Here is a 21,433-nt window from a genome sequence, read left to right as displayed (position 1 = left end):
AGTGATGTCATGCAACCGTTAGAAAGAGAGATTCATTCTAATATGCTTAAAGTGTGGAGAATTCACGCTTTAATTGGAGCTGCAGTTATACTAGCAGTCGTAATTGCGTATTTCTTTTTTATGATTAATTTTCATTGGTGGGGCTGGTTGTTTGGATTGCTAGTAACGGGAGCCATTATATACATACCGCTTGATTATTTTGTATTTCCAAATTTACGTCAACGCTATTATAGTTATAGGTTAAATGAAGAAGAGATTGAAATTCAAAAGGGCATGTTCGTTGTAAAGCGCGTACTTATTCCAATGATTCGTGTGCAGCACGTTACGATTGAACAGGGGCCAATTATGAGAAAGTATAATTTAGCAGAATTACACATTTCAACAGCGGCAACTTCTCATAGTATTCCTGGTTTAACGAAAGAAGAAGCAGAACAGTTGAAAAGACAAATTGGAGAACTGGCGAAGGTGAGTGATGAGGATGTATAAGAGGCAACATCCAATCACGATACTATTAGGTATTAGGGTTGCGAGTTTGTTGCCACTTATTATTCTTGTTTTATTTAAACCTGATGAACAAGTGGAACCTTGGTATTTATTTTATCTTTTCCTTTTGTTTATTTTATGCATTATGGCTATTTTTTCAGCAATTAAATGGTATTTTAAAGTGTACTGGATTGAGAATAATATTTTACATATAAAGCACGGTGTCTTTGTAAAGAAGGAAAGCTACTTAAATAAAGACCGTGTGCAAAATATCAGTACGTCTTCTAACATCATTTATCAAATACTTGGACTTACGAAGTTAAATATAGAAGTAGCGGGCGGCGGTAGTGAGCCAGAAGTGATGTTAGCGGGTATTAAGGAAGATGAAGCAAAACATTTAATCTCTTTATTACATAAGAAAGAAATTACCGTAAATGAAGAAATAGAAGAGGAAGAAAGCAAGACGGTTTATCAGTTAACATCGAAAGAAGTTTTAGCAGCAGCGATTACATCTGGTCGGTTCGGACTAGTGTTTTCTGGACTAGTACTTCTTTACACAAAGTTTGATTATGTTCTTCCGGAAAGGTTCACAAATAAAATAGAAGCGTATGTGATGGGGAATGGTGTCTATAAACTAATTTTGATTGCAGTAATTTTAATGGCGATTTCATGGATTATTTCTACGGCTGGATATGTGTTAAAATATGCAAACTTTAAAATTGAGCGAAAAGGGGAAGAGATTTGTATCGTTCAAGGGTTATTTGAAAAGAAAGAGTTTGTCTTAAAATTGCACCGCATTCAAGCGATTACTGTGAAAGAAGGTATTCTTCGCCAGCCATTTGGTTATTGTGCTGTTGAAGTGGAAGTAATTCAAAGTATTGGAGCAGCAAGTAACGAAGTGATGCTACATCCTTTTATGAAGAAAAAATATGTACAGCACCTGCTCACATATTTAGAGTTACCTTATGAAATCGAAGAGGAGATCGTTCATTTACCAAAAACAGCGTTGCGTCGTTATGTCATTATGGGTTGGTTAATAAGTATCATGCTCACTGTTCCAATTGTCGGTGTGAGTATATATTTTAAACAATATATTGCGTTATTTGTTCTTTTACCGTTATTTATCGTGTTTTCGTTACTTGCGTATGCTAGATATAAAAGTGGCGGTTATGCAATAAGAGAAAATCAACTAACGGTCGTGTACCGTGATTTTTCGAAATATACAGGAATGATGCGACGAAGACATGTTCAAGCAGTAGGCTATAATCAATCGTATTTTCAAAGAAAAGATAAATTATGTTCAACTCCCGTAGCGGTAGCTGGGCGCGGTTATGAAGTGAAGCATATGCGAAAAGAAGATGCACTTCGTATATATAATTGGTACAAAGAAAAAGGAAACACCGGTGTGTAATGGTGTTTCCTTTTTGTGTGTCGTGATTTGTTGATAAGTCGATATATTCGAAAAATCGCTAATATAATTTCATGTACCGCGGTCTCTGTACCCCAAATCACGTACTCAAAACCTAAACTAACACATCAAAAGTAGTCACGAAAGATGGGCGAGAGAAAATGCTTTTTTGCTGTTCGGCATGTGGATGCGCCTGCGCTTCTGCTTGTGCAGGGCGTTTTTTATGAGCATTTTCGAATGAACGTGATTCTGTCCAGTCTTTAAAGTTTTGCTCTGTTTCCCACATCGTTAAAATGACATATGTATCATTACTTAATGGGCGAAGAACGCGGATTGCCTGGAAACCAGGTTCGTTTTCGATAAGGCCTGCGCGGTTTTTAAAACGGTTTTCAAATACAGGGCGACCTTCGTCTGTTACAGAAATGTTGTTACAAACGATAAAGCCAGGTTGTCCTTTAAATTCTCCAACAGCGTCTAATACGTCATACTTAAGTGAACCTTCTACAGATTCTTCTGTATTTTCTTTATAAAACATATCTTTTTCATTATTTTTTGCAGTGAAATGTGCTTGTTCTAGAGGTGTTTCGTATGAAATAATAGCCTTCATTTTAATGCCCCCTTTTTGGTTTGTCTCTATTATATCAATTCCCTTAAAAAACTTCGAAGATTATATACATAAAGATAGTCCTTTTTCAAATAATAAATGTACCATCATTTGGAAAGAAGGCCGATGTATGAAGAAAGTAAAGTGGACTTTATTAGGCGGGATAGCAACGTTTGTAGTGGCGATTGTACTCTATAAACTTATTGTGTTAGCTGGTGGCTATATGATGGATGAAAAGCAGCTCGTTTTCCACTCTTCATCACGTATCGTTGACCAGAAAGGAAAAGAAATTACGAAATTATATGTAGAAAATAGAGAACTCGTACCGATTGAACAAATTCCAAAGTACGTGCAGCAAGCATTTGTTGCTGTGGAAGATTCTCGTTTTTATGAGCATCAAGGAATTGATTATCCTTCTATATTTCGGGCGCTCTATAAAGACACGTTAGCTGGAGAGAAGGTAGAAGGTGGTAGTACGATTACGCAGCAACTAGCTAAAAATGTCTTTTTAACTCGAGAAAAAACATTTACGCGCAAATTGAAAGAGGTCGCAATTTCTCTTCAGTTAGAGCAAAAATATACGAAACAGCAACTTCTTGAAATGTATATGAACCATATTTATTTCGGCCATGGAGCTTACGGTATTCAAGCGGCGGCCAAATTGTATTTTAATAAAAATGTAGAGGATTTAACAGTAGAAGAAGGGGCGATGCTTGCTGGTCTTCCGAAAGCACCAAATGGCTATTCGCCGTACTTATCTTCGGAAAAGAGTAAAGAGCGCCGTGATCTTGTTTTGTCACTTATGCATAAACAAGGTTATTTAACAGCGGAAGATAGTGTTCGTTATCAAGGGAAGACAATCGCTCTTTATAAAAATGTAGATGAACGTGAACTTGCATATATGCCGTATATCGATATGGTTGTCGATGAAGCGGCACGTATATATGGTTTGTCTCATCAAGAAGTACTGCGCGGAGGATATACATTTGTCGTACCGATGGATGAAAAAGTTCAAAAGGTAGCATATAACCAGTTTCAAGATGTAAGTAATTTCCCTGGTAAAGAAAATGGGGCGCAAGGTGCATTTTTATTAATGGATAATCGGACTGGAGGAATTAAAGCGGCGATTGGAGGAAGAGAGTATGTTCCGAGAGGGTTTAATCGTGTCTTTGCAAAGCGGCAACCTGGTTCTGTTTTAAAGCCGCTTATCGTATATGGACCAGCTTTAGAGACGAAAAAATATAATCCGTATTCTTTATTAACGAATGAAAAAAATTCTTTCGAAGGCTATGAACCTCGAAACTATAATCATCAATATACGAAAGAAATGACGATGTATGATGCAGTGTTAGAATCGGCCAATGTACCAGCTGTATCTTTATTAAATGAGCTAGGGGTAGAAGAAGGAAAGCAATATTTAGAGAAAGGGAATGTTCATATTGCGGACTCTGGTTTAAGCACAGCACTTGGCGGTTTGAAAAATGGCGTTTCTCCATTTGATCTTGTTAAAATGTACCGCTCTTTTTTAGCGAATGGGAATATAATCGAACCGCACGTTATTGATAAAGTGCTAAATAGACACGGGGCAGTCATTGGTGAATCATCAAAATCTGAAACGAAAGTCTTTTCAAAGCAAACGGCATGGTATATGACAAAGATGCTTGAAGGAGTTGTGAAAGAAGGTACAGCGAAAGCAGGTGTATATAACGGAGCGCTAGCAGGAAAGACGGGTACAACTTCGCTTCCGAATGACGATCATGGCGCAAGGGATATGTGGTTTGTTGGATATACGCCGAATTTAGTTGGAGCGGTTTGGATTGGCTATGATCGCACTGATAAAGAGCATCAATTACAAGATGGAAATGCATCTGCAACGATGTTATTTAAGAAGATTTTAACGAAAGCCAACATACAAGATACAGCAAGTTTTCAAAGGCCAAAAGGCGTTGAAACAATCGGACTACCGATTCGCTTACATAAGATTAAAAACGTGGAAGCAAAACTATCATTTAGTCCTTTCGGTTTATTTGCGATGAAACTAAGTTGGACACCACTTCCTGATGAGCGAATTATGTATCGAATTTATAAAGTGGAAAAAGGAATTCATACTCATGTTGGAACAGTAAAAGGAACGGGGAAATATGAGGAAAAGTTTATTAATATATTCTCAAAACCGAGTTTTTACGTTGTGCCATATAACACACAAACGAATCGTGAAGGAGAAAAGTCAAAAGTAGCTAAACCGTAGTTTTTCTCTGTGCTATAATAAGAATGTTATGAAAATAGTAAGCGGTTTTACGAACGTTTGTGTCAATTTAATGAACAACGTACATAATATTATGCATTTTGTTTTTACAAGCTGTATAGTAAAAAAAGATAAATATCGGAATAGAACATATTTAAAGTAAAAGCATCGGTAAGGAAGGGAGCAAGGGTCTTGGTAAGAAATATAAATGAGACATTTTTAAAAGCATGTAGGGGGGAACGCACAGAGTATGTACCAGCATGGTATATGCGTCAAGCAGGTCGTTCACAGCCGGAATATAGAAAGATAAAAGAGAAATATTCTTTATTTGAAATTACACATAATCCAGAGTTGTGCGCTTATGTTACAAAATTGCCAGTTGATCAATATAACGTAGACGCAGCAATTCTATATAAAGATATTATGTCACCACTACCTGCAATTGGTGTTGATGTTGAAATTAAATCTGGTATTGGCCCAGTAATCGATAAGCCAATTCGCTCTTTACAAGATGTAGAAAAATTAGGGGAAATCAATCCAGAAGATGACGTACCGTACATACTAGATACAATTCGTTTATTAACGACAGAAATGTTAGATGTTCCGTTAATCGGTTTCTCAGGAGCTCCATTTACGTTAGCGAGCTATATGATTGAAGGTGGTCCTTCACGTAACTATCATAATACGAAAGCGTTCATGTATGCAGAGCCGAAAGCTTGGTTCGCTTTAATGGATAAGCTTGCAGATATGGTTATTACATATTTAAAAGCGCAAATTAACGCAGGAGCAAAAGCTGTTCAAATTTTCGATTCTTGGGTTGGAACAGTAAATGTAGCAGATTATCGCGTATTTATTAAACCAGCGATGGAGCGTATTTTTGCGGAAGTTCGCACGATGGGTGTTCCAATGATTATGCACGGTGTTGGTGCAGGACACTTAGTGAATGAATGGAACGACTTACCTCTTGATGTAGTAGGTTTAGATTGGCGCTTACCGATCGAAGAAGCACGCGCACGCGGTGTTCATAAGGCGGTACAAGGAAATATGGACCCTTCGTTCTTACTAGCGCCTTGGTCTGTCATTGAAGAACATGTAAAAGGTATTTTAGACCAGGGGATGAAACAACCAGGTTACGTATTTAACTTAGGTCATGGTGTATTCCCAGAAGTAAATCCAGATACATTAAAACGTTTAACTACATTTATTCATGAATACTCTAAAGAACAGTTAGCGAAGTAAAGGAGAACAGCTGTATGAAAAAGAAAATTGGTTTGCTTGTAATGGCATACGGAACGCCGTATAAAGAAGAAGATATTGAACGTTACTATACACATATTCGTAGAGGAAGAAAGCCAAGTCCTGAAATGCTAGAAGATTTAACAGAGCGTTACCGTGCAATTGGTGGTATTTCTCCTTTAGCTACTATTACATTAGAGCAAGCTAAGAAGTTAGAGACGCGTTTAAATGGAGTGCAGGATGAAGTGGAATTCCATATGTATCTTGGTTTGAAACATATTGAGCCGTTCATTGAAGATGCAGTACAAGCTATGCATAATGATGGAATAGAAGATGCAATCGCATTAGTTCTTGCGCCTCACTATTCTACTTTTAGCGTGAAATCGTATGTAGGACGAGCGCAAGAAGAAGCAGAAAAACTTGGAAACTTAACAATTCACGGCATTGATAGCTGGTATAAAGAACCGAAGTTCATTCAGTATTGGGTCGATGCAGTGAAAGGTATATATAACGGTATGTCAGAAGCAGAACGTGAAAAAGCAGTGTTAATCGTATCTGCACATAGCTTACCAGAAAAGATTATCGCACTCGGCGATCCATATCCAGATCAATTAAATGAAACAGCTGACTATATTGCACGTGGTGCAGAAATAGCAAATTATGCAGTGGGATGGCAAAGTGCCGGAAATACACCAGATCCTTGGATTGGTCCAGATGTACAAGATTTAACGAGAGAACTAAATGAAAAGTACGGCTACAATTCATTCGTATATGCACCAGTTGGATTTGTTGCTGAACATTTAGAAGTTTTATATGACAATGACTTCGAGTGTAAAGTTGTAACAGACGAAATTGGCGCGAAATATTATCGTCCAGAAATGCCAAACGCATCAGCAGCATTTATTGATTGCTTAACAGATGTTGTATTAAAGAAAAAAGAAGAAGTATTGTAATACTAAAAGGGAAGGGGAAACTATTTTGAGGAAAAAGGTTGTGATCGTCGGCGGTGGCATTACAGGCCTATCGACAGCGTATTACTTACAAAAAGAAATTCGCGAAAAAAACTTGCCGTTCGATACATTGCTTATAGAAGCGTCGGGTAAACTTGGCGGGAAAATTCAAACCGTTCGAAAAGATGGATTTACAATTGAACGTGGACCGGATTCTTTCTTAGCGAGAAAAGAGAGCGCAGCTAGGTTAGTGAAAGAATTAGGACTAGGCGATGGACTTGTAAATAATGCGACCGGTCAATCGTTCGTTCTCGTAAACAATCGGTTACATAAAATGCCGAGCGGATCAATGATGGGAATTCCAACGCAAATTACTCCGTTTCTATTTTCCGGATTGTTCTCCCCAATTGGTAAATTAAGAGCTGGTTTTGACTTATTAATGCCTAGATCAAAACCAGTTTCTGATCAATCACTCGGGCAATTTTTCAGACACCGTCTAGGAAATGAAGTGGTTGAAAATTTAATTGAGCCATTATTATCTGGTATTTATGCAGGGGATATTGATGAAATGAGTTTAATGTCAACATTCCCTCAAATTTATCAAATTGAACAGGAGCACCGTAGTATTTCACTCGGTATGCGTACGCTTGCTCCGAAAGAAGAGAAGGCTGAGCTGAAAAAAGGAATCTTCCAAACTGTAAAAACCGGTTTAGAATCTTTAGTAGAATCTCTTGAAGCAAAGATTCATGAAGGTACGATAATGAAGGGAACGCGTATTGAGAAAGTTGTAAAACTTGGTGATGGCTATACGATTACTCTTAGTAACGGAAAAGAAATGGAAGCAGATGCGATTGTAGTCGCAGCTCCGCATAAAGTATTGTCGTCTATGTTTGCGCAGTACAAGCAGTTTCGTTTCTTCCGTAACATTCCGTCTACATCAGTTGCGAATGTGGCATTAGCTTTTCCGATGTCTGCAATTCAGCGTGACATTAACGGAACGGGATTTGTCGTATCACGTAATAGTGACTTCTCCATTACAGCATGTACGTGGACTCATAAAAAGTGGCCGCATACAACACCAGAAGGAAAAGCACTCCTTCGCTGTTACGTCGGACGCCCTGGTGATGAAGCGATCGTCGAACAAACGGATGAGGAAATTGTGCAGCTCGTATTAGAGGACTTACAAAAGACGATGGATATTACAGCAGATCCAGAATTCACAATTGTGAGCCGCTGGAAAGAAGCGATGCCTCAGTATACAGTAGGCCATAAAGAGCGAATGAAAAAGCTCACAACATTTATGGAGAAAGAATTACCAGGTGTATACTTAGCCGGAAGTTCTTACGCTGGTTCTGGTCTTCCTGCGTGTATTAATCAAGGAGAATTAGCGGCAAAGCATGTATTATCTCATTTGGAGAAAGTAATGGAGACTGAATTAGTCGCACAGTGAAATATTTCAAACAAAACGCCTTCAATTATATTGAAGGCGTTTTGTTTATTGAATAAAATACCTGTTAGCCAATAAACATATATAAGTTATTTGGTTTTATAACTGCATCTCCAGCATATATAACCCACTCATTTAAATTTTCAAAATCTAAATGATAAGAATTACCTTCGTTCATATCTTCAATAAAATACGGTTCATTAATGAGTATTCCTTGAATCATATCTTCCGTAATGTCTTGCATTTCAAACCACATATGTTCACTTTTTCCCTCTTCGTAGGAGACACCAAACTTAGCGAGAAAACGAAAATCTTCATTCGATTGCTCAATGTGAAAAATGTTGCTGAAATACCCGAAAGTATTTTTCGCATTATAAGCCATACGATCCGTTTCACTATTTGTTTTATAGAACATGAGCCCTGTAGCTTCCTCGTGTTCTTTGAAAAAGCTTTCGATATATTCTTCTGTAGTATTACATTTAAACAAGAGAACAGATGGAGATTGATGGTATTCATCTCGGTCATCCATCCCCCCGAGAAATACGTTTTGTGCATCGATTGGCTGTAGCTTCACTTCTTCATTCTCAATTGAAGATAATTGATCCATACTCGTTTTATGTCCCATGTAAGATAAACCTTTTTCCCACGGAACGGCTACTGTATGTATGGAACCTTGCTGACTATGTGCGATAACGATAGGCTCATTCATTGGGACTTGGCCATTCTCAACGGCATTATTAGCAAATGTTTGAAAAAGATCGCCAATGCCGTAGTAGGAAGAAATGCGATTTGGAATAATTAATTCTATTTCTGTTACGCCTGTTCTTAAAAGGCCGTGTGTATGAAACCAATATTGCGTAGGCTCGCCTTCTGTATCGTCTTCATAAACAGAATGAATAACGTATAAGTCAGGAATGTCAGGCAATAATTCATTCTCAACGTGATATTCAATATAGTTTCTAGATATGACCTTCATGGCTGCACTAGAATCGATTACAAATAACAAGTCCGGTGCAAGGTGCCATAAAAATTGCAACTGATGGAAAAAACAGCTGAGTACATCGCCTACAAATAGTGTACGTGTGAAAATCTCAGTGCCAAAAGCAGCATCTTCAAAAGTACGATCTACGATTGTGGAATCTTGTCTATTGTACATTTTATATTCTTCTGGATCATCCGTTTCATCTATGTGTAGCTCATATGGTATGACTTTTTCATCTAGATGTAACTCTACAATAAGGCTTGTCTCATCACTATAGACAATTTTTAACTCATCAACTTTAGTAGAGATAGTTTCTAGCCGTTGTTTTAACTGATCAATTGTAATTCTAGTGGGTATAACAGCAATCATATCTGAAAAATGACGTTCTAATGTTCCATTCATAGCTGCGCGGTATGTTTCAGTTTGTGCTTGCATCCAATCACTCCTATTCAAATGAATCCATTTTACATGCCAATGAACTTTCGATATTTTCTGTTTTTTATCTCTTTAATATTATAAATCGCATTCGTGGAAGGTGTAAAATTATTATTTTGTATTATAGTTTGAAAACTTGTAAATTAAATAAATTTTTTGTAAAACTTGTCGAAATAGAGTTCTTTATAAAGAACTCTTTGTTATGATAGAAATGCCGAAAAAATATGAAATAAAGAGAGGGAGATGGCTGTGAAGAAAGTCGTAAGTATCTTTTTATCATTGATACTACTGATTTCATTTACTAGTACTTTAGCACGCGCAGAAGGAAATACTTCTCTGTCAGTGCAAGATGCAATTCAAGTATTTAAGCAGCAAGGGAAAACGAAGGGGATAGTGGAAGGATATATTGTCGGGTATACGCAAAGTCCTTCTAAATACACGAAAGATCCGACTAAGTTTGACGACACAAATGTAGCGATTGCTGATTCGCCAAACGAAACAAATCCAGATAAAATTATGCCTGTTCAATTGCCGAAAGGTGATGTGAGGACAGCTGTAAACGTGAAGGATCATCCTGAAAATATTGGGAAGAAAGTTCAATTAACAGGGACACTTGAATTATATTTTAGTAGCCCAGGTTTAAAATCAGTAACAGCTCATAAGTTTCAAGGAGAAGAACAAAACCGCGTTAGCGATGTAGTGGCATCACCAAATGGCGGGGAAGTTGCAAAAGGAACAGCTGTAACATTAACGACGAATACAGAAGGGGCAACAATCTATTATACGTTAGACGGTTCCGTTCCTACGAATAAAAGCATTCGTTATAATGGACCGATTGTAGTGAATGAAAATAGTGTTATTAAAGCAATTGCAGAAAAAGACGGTCTTACTTCTTCAGCAGTTTCTACATTTTCATTTATAATAGTAAAAAATGAACAAGTTCGTATTCATGATATTCAAGGGAAATCACATATTTCTCCTTACAATGGGAAAAAGGTACGAAATGTTGAAGGTATTGTAACAGCGCTCGATAAAAATGGTTTTTATATGCAAGACAATCAGCCAGACGATGATCCAGCTACTTCAGAAGGTATTTACGTATACAAAAAAGATGCGAATGTAGCGGTAGGAGATCTTGTCCAAGTTGATGGAGAAGTAGAAGAATATGTTGGTCCTGGATATGCAGAACGATTTGAAACAGATTTAACGACGACAGAAATTAAGGCGAGTCACATTGGTGTAATCGCAAAAGATCAAACTTTGCCAGAAGCGATTGTATTAGGAGAAAACGGAGTGAAAATCCCAGATCAAATTATTGATAATGATGGATTTGGTTTATTTGATCCGAATGAAGATGCGATTGATTTTTATGAGAGCTTAGAAGGTATGCGCGTGACGATGCCAACACCAAAAATTATCGCTCCTCAGAAAAATGGTAACTTATACGTAACGGTTAAAAATGGTGGCAATAAGGTGGTAACACAATTTGGTACACCACTTTTAGATGAAGACCAATTAAACCCAGAACGTCTTTCTGTAAAGGTACCTCGTGATTATGTAGCGAAAGTAGGAGATACTTTCACTGGAGATATAACAGGAGTAGTAGGATATGACTACGGTTCATACCGCATTTCGCCAGTAACGGAATTACCATCTGTAACGGACGGTGGATTTAAGCAAGTAGGGGCAAATATTCAGCCACGTCTTGATAAGTTAACAGTTGCTACATATAATATTGAAAACTTCTCAGCGAATAAAAAAGAAACATCAGATGAGAAAGTAAAAGCGTTAGCTTATTCTATTAAATACAATTTAAAAATGCCAGATATTATCGGTGTAGAGGAAATGCAAGATAATAATGGAACAATAAATGACGGTACAACAGATGCTACTTTAAGTGCAAAACGTATTATTGATGCCGTATTAGAAATTCGTGGACCGAAGTATGAGTATGTAGAAGTTGCGCCGAAAAACAATCAAGACGGAGGAGCGCCTGGAGCGAACATTCGCGTCGGTTTCTTCTATAACCCATCACGTGTAAAATTAGCGACAGTACCGAAGTTGCTAGATAAAAATGTAGTTCGCGTCGGAGACGAAAATGCATTGTTTGAAAGTACACGTAAACCATTAGCGGCAGAATTTACGTTCCAAGGACAAAACATCGTTGTAGTTGCAAATCACTTAAATTCAAAATTAGGAGATGCAACGCCATTTGGAAAAGTACAGCCGCTCGTATTAAAGAGTGAAGAGAAGCGAGTACAATTAGCACAAGAAGTGAATCGTTTTGTAAAAGGTATTCAAGAAAAGAACACAAATGCGCCAGTTGTTGTCCTAGGTGATATGAATGATTTCGAATTCTCAAAACCACTAAAGGAACTGCAAGGAACGATATTAAAAGATATGTTAAACACAGTGCCGAAAGAGAACCGCTACACGTACATTCATGAGGGGAACGCACAAGTGCTAGATCATATTTTAGTAACGAATAATATCGCACCGCACACAATTATAGACCCTGTACACTTAAATTCAAACATTATGAAAGAACATGGACGTGTAAGTGACCACGATCCAGTACTTGCTCAAATTGATTTGAAGAAGGCTTCTTAAAGTGAGAGAACGCTTAGGTATCTAAGCGTTCTTTATTTTGTGGAAAGAGGCCCGAGCAGTAAATTAATAGTATATAACTAATTTTTAGGATTATATATAGAAAATCCTTTTTTTGTAAGTTTTATGATAAAATTGATTGAATATTTAGTTTTTGTGGGAGGAGGGGACAAAAGATGTTAGCTCGATTAAATGGGAGATTAATGAATCAGCTTGGTATTTTTTTCAGTCTTGTTGTACTGTTTCAGTTTGTAGCAGATATAACAGGGCTTATGCAGCATTTAGATACGTTGTATTTTGCAATAAACAACGCAATTTCTTATATAACCTTTGGTTTGGCAGTTATCTTTACTGTATTAGGTGCTAAAGAGGAATTAAGTAAATACGCAATTATTTTATTATGTTTAGTAGTAGGTGCTAGAGCAATTTATTATGCAGCGATTGTTATTCTGTGGAGTTTGGCTGGTACACCTTAAAAGTGCAGTATCGCATTTAGCTTTTATAAAATAATAAAACCTAATTTCCTATGTAACATAAGGAAACTAGGTTTTTATAATGGCTGAAACGCCTTTCTACATCGATCTCGCCTTTGAAGTCTTCTCATATACCTTTTTTTGTCCCGTTGTAAACCTTTTATATACATGAATAAGCCGACAAGGAAGAAAAATACACATTGCATAATTAAAATACACGGTGACATTCCCTGTAATGGTTGTTTCGGATCATACAAATGAATAGGTGCTCCGCCAATTGTAGGGAATATTGTATTTATTAGGACGTAAGGAATGGAAGTAACTGCAAATGGAAACAGAATTGCCATATAATCCTTTTGTGACCATGTGGACGCTGCTAAACCTAAGAGGGCCATTAAACCAGCGAATAAAAAATTAATCCCAATATATATAGAAATATAAGTGAGGGGAGAAGAATAATATAACTCTGCGAACATCCCGTTGTCGTTTATCATGCCAGTACCGGCGGCTGGTTTTCCATTTGGAATTGTTAATTTGCAAAATAATAAAGAAAGAATGAATGGTAAAGTATAAAGAAATCCCCCACAGAAAAATGTAGCGATATACTTTGTAAAGGAATACGAGAAGATGGAAACTTCCTTACTTATAAAAGCTTTGAAACCATCGGATTTATCGGAGTTATAACTTGTACTAAATGGTAAACTTGCAATAACTGGCATTAATAATAAATAAACATCCATTTCATTATCCCTAAATCCAATCCATTTAACAGCTGTTGTTATCGACCCATTCGCTGCGTCTCCTAAATAACGAACAACATAATAATAATGATAAATAGAAATAAGAGCTAATCCACTAAACATAATAATTAAAGAAACACGATTACCAAAAGCTTGCTTTATATTTAAACGAAGCGCACGCACCATGACTGAAAAAGCCTCCACTATTTTTATAAATATGTCTATGTTCTATATTACTATTAATTGTAAAGATTTTCTTGTTTTTTTATTTGATTATTAGAAAAAGAGAAATTTATGTGCTGTTAAGTAAGGTTTAAATGCAAAAAGTACAAAAGTTTGTTTTTCTAAAATATGGTTGACAATTAAGTATTACATTTGTAATCTTGAAAAGTAGATTACAAATGTAATACAAGGGGTGGAAAACAATATGACAAATAAATTACCTAAAATATCTGAAGCAGAATTAGAAATTATGAAAGTGTTATGGTCGAATTCTCCACAAACAGCGAATGAAATTATAGAGGAACTGGAAGATGCAATGGACTGGAAACCGAAAACAATCCGTACATTAATTAATCGATTAGTGCAAAAGGAAGCCGTTTCTTACCATCAAGATAAAGGGCGTATGTACGCCTATTATCCGTTAGTATCACAAGATAATTATTTACAAGTTGAAACGAAATCATTGCTAAAGCGTTTTTGTGGTGCGGCGTTTAAGCCATTACTTGTTAATTTCTTAAAAGAAGAAAAATTGTCTTCAGAAGATATTAATGAACTGAAACGTATTTTAGACGAGAAGACAGAGGAGAATAAGAGGAAGGATAGATAAAAATGATAGACATGCTTATAAATGTATACCTTCCTCATTTTTTTGATTGGCTTATAGAAACGTCACTTATGGCTAGTATATTAGTTGGATTTATTTTATGTATAAAAGTTCTATTTAGAAACAAGTTAACGCCCCGGTGGCAATATATGCTGTGGATCGTATTAATGATAAGACTTCTTTTGCCATGGTCACCAGATAGCTCTTATAGTATTTATTCATTACTTTCCTATAGTTCTAGTGTATCGGAAGTTATTCAAAAAAATACGACGTCTACTGAGAATATAGTGAACATAGAAAGCGATCGTACAGTAGAATTGGAATCAAATTATGAAACGGTGACAAAAAATAATGAACATAAAGTAAGTGCGAGTGCGGAACAACAAACTACATTTTCTTTATACAAACTGGCTTTATATGTTTGGCTAGCTGGGGTAATCGTATTAGCAGCCATAACCGTTATTACAAATAGACGTTTATATTCTTACATAAAGAAACAACCGGATATTACGGATGAACAGGTCGTTAAAGCGTTTAATCGTTGTAAGCAGTCTATGAAAATGAAGAAGGCAGTTTCATTACGTCTAGCTGGAAAGATTTCGAGTCCAACTGTTTTTAGTTTCTTTCGGCCGAAAGTATTACTATCAAAAAAACATCTGAAAGTATTAAATGAACAACAATTACAATATGTCTTTTACCATGAATTAGCACACATTAAGAGAAAAGATGTAGCTGTAAATTGGATTATGTACAGTTTGCTCCTGTTAAATTGGTTCAATCCGATTCTTTGGTACGCCTATTTCTGTATGCGAGAAGATCAAGAGTTAGCCTGTGATGCATTTGCGCTTACTTTTATAGATAAAGAGGAGCAAATTGCATATGGACATACAATTATTACCCTTTTAGAACATTATTCCTATCAAGCACCAAGTCTAGCGAATTTAAGTAGAAATAAACGAACACTCAAAAGGAGAATCGTTATGATTAAAAAGTTTCAAAAGAAATCGTATCGTCTTTCTTTACTTGGGATCATTGCTATAGTTGCTATAGCAGGTGGATTTTTATTAAATGCAAGAATAACTGAGGGAGATGAAAGACAAAAAGAACAGGTTGTAGAAAAAAAACAACAATCTAAAGCAGCATTTGAAAAAGCGATAGAAACAGTATTAGGTACACCAGAGAATGCAAGTAGAGAATGGGGTATGTCAATAAAGTCATATAAAAGGGATACAGATTTTTTGTATTTGGCAGAAAAGAATTTTACAAAAGAAGAATTTGAGCAATATATTCAATTATTTAAGGAAGCTAAAGAAATTCATAAAAAAGCAATGGTTAAGAAAAAAGTACCTGAGAATTATGATGGAGATACAAAGGAATTTAAACGTGAACGCTTGAATAAAACTGATCAAGAAAGACTAGCTATTATTGAGAAGGAATTAATTCCACTTTCGGAAAAGGTAGAGAAGTCTTTAACATATACTATAGAAGAAGCGAAAGATCATGTGCCATTTCAAATTAAGCACCCGTCTTATATGGTTGAAGGTTATGAGTTGAAGAGAGAATGGGCTGATTCATATTTTGGAAGAGATATAGAATTAGTTGTTAAATCAGAATATACAAATGGAAAATATGGTTTTACAATTTACCAGTCAAGGATTTATGTAGGTGGTAATAAGGATCCACTACACTACATGATGCCTGGAGAAGAGAATCTAGAAAGTTATAATTTAGACGGGAAACAAATGCTCTTTACTAAATCTCCTCGAGGAGAGGGTGAGTTAAAAGGGATAAAAATGTTTGTACCCGAACGAGGAAAGAATAGTGAATATCAAATTGTCATAGTGAATGATATTTTTACAAGAGATACAAAGATATACAAAGAAATAATCGACGATGAGCTAACTAAGAAAGAGATGGAGAAAATATTACTTTCTATGTCAAAATAAAAGACAGTGTTCTTAAACTTTTGGTTTTAAGAACACTGTCTATTTATTTAGATTTCTAGTGTAATCTGACCAGCAATTTAGATAATATAATTGTAAAAAAACTAGAAAATATTATGAGGATATTCTAGCTTTCCAAACAAGCATTCTTTTTGGTACACTATGGACAATGTTATATAAATTGTCTGGAATTTTTTTATACTGGGAATAACTAAAAAGAGAACTTGTATAGAATGTAAGCGTGTGGTAATATCAAATATGTACCGGTTGACTATATTATCCAATTGGTCATTTTTGGAGGTGACGATGTGGCTATAGATCGAAAACGTTCTATTATTGAAGCTGCAACAAAGTCTTTTTCAGCATTCGGTTATAAGGCGACGACGATGGATCAAGTTGCGAAGTTAGCGAATGTAGGAAAAGGAACAATTTATACTTTTTTCAAAAATAAAGAAGAACTATTTGGCGAAATTATTTCTAATTTAATTACAGAAATGAAGCAAGTTGCAAAAGACGCAATTCGTTCAGATATTTCATTTTTTGAAAATGTACATAAGGCATTATATAGCATTTTAGAATTTAGAAAAGAACATCAGCTCATGATTAAACTAATTCAAGAAGAGCGTGATATGGGAACGAAAGAAGTACAAGAAGTGATGCAACAAGTAGATGTGGAAATCGTTTCTGTCATTCAATCTTATTTAGAGATTGCGATTGAAAAAGGTGAAATTAGCAAATGTGATCCAGAAATTACAGCATTTATTATGCTTCGCTTATACGTATCCCTTATTTTTGATTGGGAAAAGAATCATGAACCGTTAGAAAAAGAAAAAATCGCAGAATTATTTGAACTTTATTTACTAAAAGGATTGTCAAATTAAGATAATCCTTTTAATATTATAAAAAAATGACCAATTGAACAAAATGGTCAATGGTTTTTGGAGGTGGGAAGTTAAGTACAATAATTGAGTAGATGAAAATGTGCATAGTATAAATTCGGGGATAAGGCATATGTATGAACAGAATATAGCCTTTTTGTTTGCGTGAAAATGACCAAATTAAGATTTTGGTCATTTTGAAAAGGGGGAGAAATTATGAGAGGGTATAAGTTGCTTAGTAAAGAATTTGCAGAGATTATAAAAAGCAAAAAAATATTAATCCCAATTATTGCGGTTTTATTTGTGCCGATTTTATATGCGGGTATGTTTTTATGGGCTTTTTGGGATCCGTATGAACAGTTAGGAGATTTACCGGTCGCGGTAGTCAATTTAGATAAAGGTGCAGTATTTGATGGGAAACCAATTGAAGTTGGGAAAGGGCTCGTTGATAACTTAAAAGATAATAAAAGTTTTAAATGGGAATTTGTAAGTGAAAAAGAAGCGAAAGAAGGAATGGAAAACAGGAAGTATTACATGTTAGTACGTATTCCTGATAACTTCTCTAGCAATGCTACAACGTTATTAAAGGACGATCCGAAACCATTAAACTTAGAATATATTCCAAATGAAAGTTTAAACTTCTTGTCTTCGCAAATTGGCGGGACAGCAATCGAAAAAATTAAAGGTGAAGTATCAAGTACGTTAACGAAAACATATGCAGAGAAAATGTTTGATTCCATAAAAGATGTTTCAAAAGGATTAGCAGATGGGGCGGAGGGAGCAAATAAATTACATGACGGAGCTAGTGAATTGCATGACGGTTCAAGTAAAGTGACGGATGGACTTCATACGCTGCTAGGGAAGTCTGGGGAGATGAAGGATGGAGTTGGTCAGTTGTTAGAGGGCTCTGGAAAAGTAACTGACGGTCTTGATACGTTGCAAGGAAAGTCAGGGGAAATGACAGCTGGTATTAATAAATTGTTAGATGGATCTGGTCAGGTAACAGATGGTTTGTATACGTTGCAAGGGAAGTCAGGAGAGATGACAACAGGTATTAATAAATTGTTAGATGGATCTGATCAGGTAACAGATGGTTCAAGTAAAGTAACCGAGGGCTTAAATATGTTAAACGGTAAAACAGGAGAAATGAAGATTGGAATTACTGAGCTATTAAATGGAGCAGGACAGCTTTACGGTGGTTCTAGTCAAGTTAATAGTGGTTTAAATTTGCTAGTTAATAAATCGGGTGAGTTACAAAAAGGGATAGGAAATCTTTCTGATGGCTCAGGTCAATTGTATGGTGGTTTAAAAGATTTAGAGGATAAATCTATTGAATTAAATAATGGCTTGAAAAGTGCTTCTGCAGGCTCTAACAAATTACAAAAAGGTACAGGCGAACTTTCAAGTGGTCTAGAGAAACTAGATGGTGCAAAAGATCAACTAGAAGAAGGGGCGCAAAAAATTCAGCAAGGTTTGCAAGATTTAAACAATCAAGTACAAAGTGTTGTAACTAATCAATCAAATGAACAGAAATCGTCTAATACAGTACAACAAGTAAATACAGAGATAAATAAAACAGTGGCAAGCGTTGGACAACTAAAAGAAGATTCTCTATCTAATGCAGAGAATGCAAATCAAACAACAAAAGATGTTGCAGCTTTGAAAGAACAAATTGCAAGTCTACCACAAGAATATCAAGAGAAGTTAGAACCATTTATAGCAAATGTTAAGAAAAGCACAGATGCAGTTCAAAAGAAATCATCAGAATTTGTCGGTACAACAAATACAGCAAATAAAAATGTATCACAGTTAAAAAGTGTAATGAATGAAGAGAGAGAGGGTGCACAAATAAAGGTATCAACTCCAGAAAACCTAAATGGTTTAGTAGCTGGTATCGAAAAATTAGCAAAAGAGCAAAATAAATTTCTTGCAAATTTCCAAGGATTTGGTCAAGGGTTAGGGGTAGCAAAACTTGGAGCAAATAATGTAGCACAAGGAAGTAAAGAATTAAATGATGGAGTTAGCAAATTGGCTGAAAATGGGCCGAAGCTTGTAAGTGGAGTTAATGAATTGAAAAATGGAGCAGGTAAGCTAAGTGGTGGTTTAGGTGAATTATCTACAGGATCAAATCAATTAATTACAGGTGTAAATCAATTAGCAGATGGCTCTGGAAAAGTGACAAGTGGTTTAGGAAAACTAAATGGTGGCTTAGGTGAATTATCTATCGGCACCAATCAAATGGCAGGGGGGATAAATCAGTTAGCGGGGGGATCTAGTCAGGTCACAGAAGGCTCCGGCAAAGTAACAGCAGGCTTAGGCACATTATCAGGAGGAACAAACCAATTAGTCGATGGAGTAAATAAGTTAGCAAACGGTTCCGACCAAGTAACAACAGGCTTAGGCACATTATCAGGAGGAACAGGCCAATTAGTTGGTGGGGTAAGCAAGTTAGCAAATGGCTCCGGCCAAGTAACAACAGGCTTAGGCACATTATCAACTGGCTCAACCCAACTAATCGACGGAGTAAATCAATTAGCAGACGGTTCAGGAAAAGTGACAGATGGACTCGTAAAAGTAAACGACGGTTCAGGTGAACTTGCTGAGAAACTTGGTGAAGGGGCAGAAAAAACAGGTGAAGTAAAAGGAACGGATAAAACGTATGATATGTTTGCAAGCCCAGTAAAAGTGAAGACAGAGAAAATGGCGGAAGTACCAAACTACGGAACAGGATTTACACCGTACTTCTTATCGCTCGGTTTATTCGTTGGGGCACTACTATTATCTATCGTATATCCATTACGTGATACAGTAGGCGTTCCGAAATCAGGATTTAGCTGGTTTATTAGTAAGTTTGGGGTTTTACTATCGGTAGGGATTATTCAAGCTTTAATGGCAGATTTTATATTACTTTTCGGATTAGGTGTAGAAGTACAAAGTATTCCATACTTCATACTCTTTAGTATTGTTACGAGTTTAGCATTTATTTCATTAATTCAATGTTTAGTAACAGCGTTTGGTGACGCAGGGCGTTTCATCGCTATCTTAACATTAATTATGCAGCTTACAACAAGTGCTGGAACATTCCCACTAGAATTAATTCCGAAGTTTTTACAACACTTTAATGCCTGGTTACCGATGACATACTCTGTATCAGGCTTTAAAGCAGTAGTATCGAGCGGAGATTTTAACTTCATGTGGCAAAATATAGGGATATTAATGATCTTTATCGTTTTATTATCACTCGGTACAATCGCTTCGTTAACTTGGATGCATAAACGACAATTTAGAAATATTGCTGAAAATCAATCGGTTGAAGCTTAAATAAGGAAAATAAAAAAGGCACCGAAATGGTGCTTTTTTTATTGGTCTTGTTTTATTGGTTGAGAAAGTTCATTTGTTTTTCTATTTTTACGGAACAAGTATATAACAATACTTATAAGAATAATTGTAGCTACAATCCAAATAAATGGGCCATATCTTTCAGCAAAAGTATATAGTTTCATGTTGCTGGCAATGTCCTCTTTTGTTTTTCCTATTAGAATTTCAGAGCCACTATAACCTTCAAGTGTATCTCCTTTTTTTATACCAAAAATAAGAGTGTCTGATTTGTTTTCTATTCCTGTGTATCGGTATCCTTTACCTTTAATTGTTAATTGAGTATCATCTTTTTTTAGTGTGTAGTCTTCGGCGGAAATATCTTTGCCTGACAGTGTAATTGGTTCCATTGAGAAGCGGATTTCTTTTAATGCAGGAAGAGCTTCATTGTTTAGTAAGAGCTGCTTTGCAATATGCTGCTCGGTATCAATGTTTTTCCAATTTGCCTTTCGTCGTTTATATGTATTAATTTCAAGAAGTGCGAATTCTTTATTTTGAAGTTTTTCCTCTGTAATAGGTTGTGTAGTAGTTAATGTTCCTTTTAATAAGATCACACCGTCTTTTGCAGATTGAAAGGAAGAGACTTCCTTCGTTTCCTTTAATGTATTGATAGCACCTCTATAATCCTCTTTTCCTAACAGAACAGCTCCCGTATGTACAGTTAAAATAAGATATAGGATGCTTAATACTATAATAGCTTTTTTCACTATTTCCCCTCCAAAATATGTATAAGTTAATTATAACATAATTTTCCATATGGAATTTTTCAATTTGAATAATAGGTTACAGACATAAGAGTGA

General features: G+C 35.9%; 16 protein-coding genes. 12 read left to right on the top strand and 4 right to left on the bottom strand.

Annotated features, from left to right (window positions below):
• The first annotated feature begins 9 nt into the window (after nt 1-9).
• A complete protein-coding gene (locus tag ACTFQM_RS10060) occupies nt 10-486 on the top strand; it encodes a PH domain-containing protein (RefSeq protein ID WP_002170720.1) in 477 nt (158 codons plus the stop codon).
• Nucleotides 479-1,894, top strand: a complete 1,416-nt coding sequence (locus tag ACTFQM_RS10055) for a PH domain-containing protein (RefSeq protein ID WP_440034195.1) — start codon at nt 479-481, stop codon at nt 1,892-1,894. Before ACTFQM_RS10060 ends, ACTFQM_RS10055 begins: the two co-directional genes overlap by 8 nt.
• A gap of 112 nt (nt 1,895-2,006) precedes the next feature.
• On the opposite strand, the gene hmoB is transcribed toward ACTFQM_RS10055, so the two are convergent.
• Nucleotides 2,007-2,498: a heme-degrading monooxygenase HmoB gene (gene hmoB, locus ACTFQM_RS10050; RefSeq protein ID WP_002170722.1), complete on the bottom strand. Its 492-nt coding sequence runs from the start codon at nt 2,496-2,498 to the stop codon at nt 2,007-2,009.
• Nucleotides 2,499-2,625: 127 nt separating this feature from the next.
• On the opposite strand from hmoB, the gene ACTFQM_RS10045 reads away from it, so the two are divergent.
• The 4 genes from ACTFQM_RS10045 to hemY all read left to right on the top strand — a co-directional run bounded on the left by ACTFQM_RS10045 (nt 2,626) and on the right by hemY (nt 8,376).
• Entirely contained in the window at nt 2,626-4,743 is a 2,118-nt protein-coding gene (locus tag ACTFQM_RS10045) for a transglycosylase domain-containing protein (protein WP_440034194.1), read from the top strand.
• Between the two features lie 189 nt (nt 4,744-4,932).
• On the top strand, nt 4,933-5,979 hold the full coding sequence (hemE, locus tag ACTFQM_RS10040; protein ID WP_440034193.1) for a uroporphyrinogen decarboxylase: 1,047 nt from the start codon (nt 4,933-4,935) through the stop codon (nt 5,977-5,979).
• Between the two features lie 14 nt (nt 5,980-5,993).
• A complete protein-coding gene (gene hemH / locus ACTFQM_RS10035; RefSeq protein ID WP_440034192.1) occupies nt 5,994-6,929 on the top strand; it encodes a ferrochelatase in 936 nt (311 codons plus the stop codon).
• Between the two features lie 25 nt (nt 6,930-6,954).
• Complete coding sequence (gene hemY / locus ACTFQM_RS10030; protein ID WP_440034191.1) at nt 6,955-8,376, top strand: protoporphyrinogen oxidase; 1,422 nt, start codon at nt 6,955-6,957, stop codon at nt 8,374-8,376.
• A gap of 64 nt (nt 8,377-8,440) precedes the next feature.
• Here the strand turns inward: hemY and ACTFQM_RS10025 are convergent, their stop codons facing one another.
• Entirely contained in the window at nt 8,441-9,790 is a 1,350-nt protein-coding gene (locus ACTFQM_RS10025; RefSeq protein WP_440034190.1) for a DUF4026 domain-containing protein, read from the bottom strand.
• A gap of 243 nt (nt 9,791-10,033) precedes the next feature.
• Here ACTFQM_RS10025 and ACTFQM_RS10020 point away from each other — a divergent pair, with 243 nt between their 5' ends.
• The gene (locus tag ACTFQM_RS10020) at nt 10,034-12,400 is read left to right on the top strand and encodes a DUF6359 domain-containing protein (RefSeq protein WP_440034189.1); all 2,367 of its coding nucleotides are present in this window, start codon (nt 10,034-10,036) and stop codon (nt 12,398-12,400) included.
• Between the two features lie 173 nt (nt 12,401-12,573).
• Nucleotides 12,574-12,873, top strand: coding sequence for a hypothetical protein (locus ACTFQM_RS10015; RefSeq protein ID WP_071717693.1), 300 nt, complete (start codon nt 12,574-12,576; stop codon nt 12,871-12,873).
• Nucleotides 12,874-12,947: 74 nt separating this feature from the next.
• Here ACTFQM_RS10015 and ACTFQM_RS10010 read toward each other — a convergent pair whose 3' ends face one another.
• Nucleotides 12,948-13,796 (bottom strand): hypothetical protein, encoded by an 849-nt coding sequence (locus ACTFQM_RS10010; RefSeq protein WP_440034188.1) that lies wholly within the window; start codon nt 13,794-13,796, stop codon nt 12,948-12,950.
• Nucleotides 13,797-14,037: 241 nt separating this feature from the next.
• Here ACTFQM_RS10010 and ACTFQM_RS10005 point away from each other — a divergent pair, with 241 nt between their 5' ends.
• The 4 genes from ACTFQM_RS10005 to ACTFQM_RS09990 all read left to right on the top strand — a co-directional run bounded on the left by ACTFQM_RS10005 (nt 14,038) and on the right by ACTFQM_RS09990 (nt 20,578).
• Complete coding sequence (locus ACTFQM_RS10005; protein WP_341307462.1) at nt 14,038-14,439, top strand: BlaI/MecI/CopY family transcriptional regulator; 402 nt, start codon at nt 14,038-14,040, stop codon at nt 14,437-14,439.
• A gap of 2 nt (nt 14,440-14,441) precedes the next feature.
• Complete coding sequence (locus ACTFQM_RS10000; protein WP_440034187.1) at nt 14,442-16,382, top strand: M56 family metallopeptidase; 1,941 nt, start codon at nt 14,442-14,444, stop codon at nt 16,380-16,382.
• Nucleotides 16,383-16,687: 305 nt separating this feature from the next.
• Complete coding sequence (locus ACTFQM_RS09995; RefSeq protein WP_002170730.1) at nt 16,688-17,260, top strand: TetR/AcrR family transcriptional regulator; 573 nt, start codon at nt 16,688-16,690, stop codon at nt 17,258-17,260.
• A gap of 213 nt (nt 17,261-17,473) precedes the next feature.
• The gene (locus tag ACTFQM_RS09990; protein WP_440034186.1) at nt 17,474-20,578 is read left to right on the top strand and encodes a YhgE/Pip family protein; all 3,105 of its coding nucleotides are present in this window, start codon (nt 17,474-17,476) and stop codon (nt 20,576-20,578) included.
• A gap of 38 nt (nt 20,579-20,616) precedes the next feature.
• Here ACTFQM_RS09990 and ACTFQM_RS09985 read toward each other — a convergent pair whose 3' ends face one another.
• Complete coding sequence (locus ACTFQM_RS09985) at nt 20,617-21,339, bottom strand: hypothetical protein (protein ID WP_002170734.1); 723 nt, start codon at nt 21,337-21,339, stop codon at nt 20,617-20,619.
• Nucleotides 21,340-21,433 lie beyond the last annotated feature (94 nt).

It is taken from the genome of Bacillus cereus group sp. MYBK30-2, from assembly GCF_051915945.1.
GTDB lineage: Bacteria > Bacillota > Bacilli > Bacillales > Bacillaceae_G > Bacillus_A > Bacillus_A paramycoides.
This window is presented reverse-complemented; position numbering and strand designations above follow the sequence as displayed.

What these genes read in the sequence shown, in the direction of transcription:
- ACTFQM_RS10015 (WP_071717693.1), top strand. Translation starts at nt 12,574, where the DNA reads ATGTTAGCTCGATTAAATGGGAGATTAATGAATCAGCTTGGTATTTTT.
- ACTFQM_RS10055 (WP_440034195.1), top strand. Translation starts at nt 479, where the DNA reads ATGTATAAGAGGCAACATCCAATCACGATACTATTAGGTATTAGGGTT.
- ACTFQM_RS09990 (WP_440034186.1), top strand. Translation starts at nt 17,474, where the DNA reads ATGAGAGGGTATAAGTTGCTTAGTAAAGAATTTGCAGAGATTATAAAA.
- ACTFQM_RS10020 (WP_440034189.1), top strand. Translation starts at nt 10,034, where the DNA reads ATGGCTGTGAAGAAAGTCGTAAGTATCTTTTTATCATTGATACTACTG.
- ACTFQM_RS10010 (WP_440034188.1), bottom strand. Translation starts at nt 13,796, where the DNA reads ATGGTGCGTGCGCTTCGTTTAAATATAAAGCAAGCTTTTGGTAATCGT.
- ACTFQM_RS10045 (WP_440034194.1), top strand. Translation starts at nt 2,626, where the DNA reads ATGAAGAAAGTAAAGTGGACTTTATTAGGCGGGATAGCAACGTTTGTA.
- hmoB (WP_002170722.1), bottom strand. Translation starts at nt 2,498, where the DNA reads ATGAAGGCTATTATTTCATACGAAACACCTCTAGAACAAGCACATTTC.
- ACTFQM_RS10000 (WP_440034187.1), top strand. Translation starts at nt 14,442, where the DNA reads ATGATAGACATGCTTATAAATGTATACCTTCCTCATTTTTTTGATTGG.
- ACTFQM_RS10060 (WP_002170720.1), top strand. Translation starts at nt 10, where the DNA reads ATGCAACCGTTAGAAAGAGAGATTCATTCTAATATGCTTAAAGTGTGG.
- hemH (WP_440034192.1), top strand. Translation starts at nt 5,994, where the DNA reads ATGAAAAAGAAAATTGGTTTGCTTGTAATGGCATACGGAACGCCGTAT.
- ACTFQM_RS10005 (WP_341307462.1), top strand. Translation starts at nt 14,038, where the DNA reads ATGACAAATAAATTACCTAAAATATCTGAAGCAGAATTAGAAATTATG.
- ACTFQM_RS10025 (WP_440034190.1), bottom strand. Translation starts at nt 9,790, where the DNA reads ATGCAAGCACAAACTGAAACATACCGCGCAGCTATGAATGGAACATTA.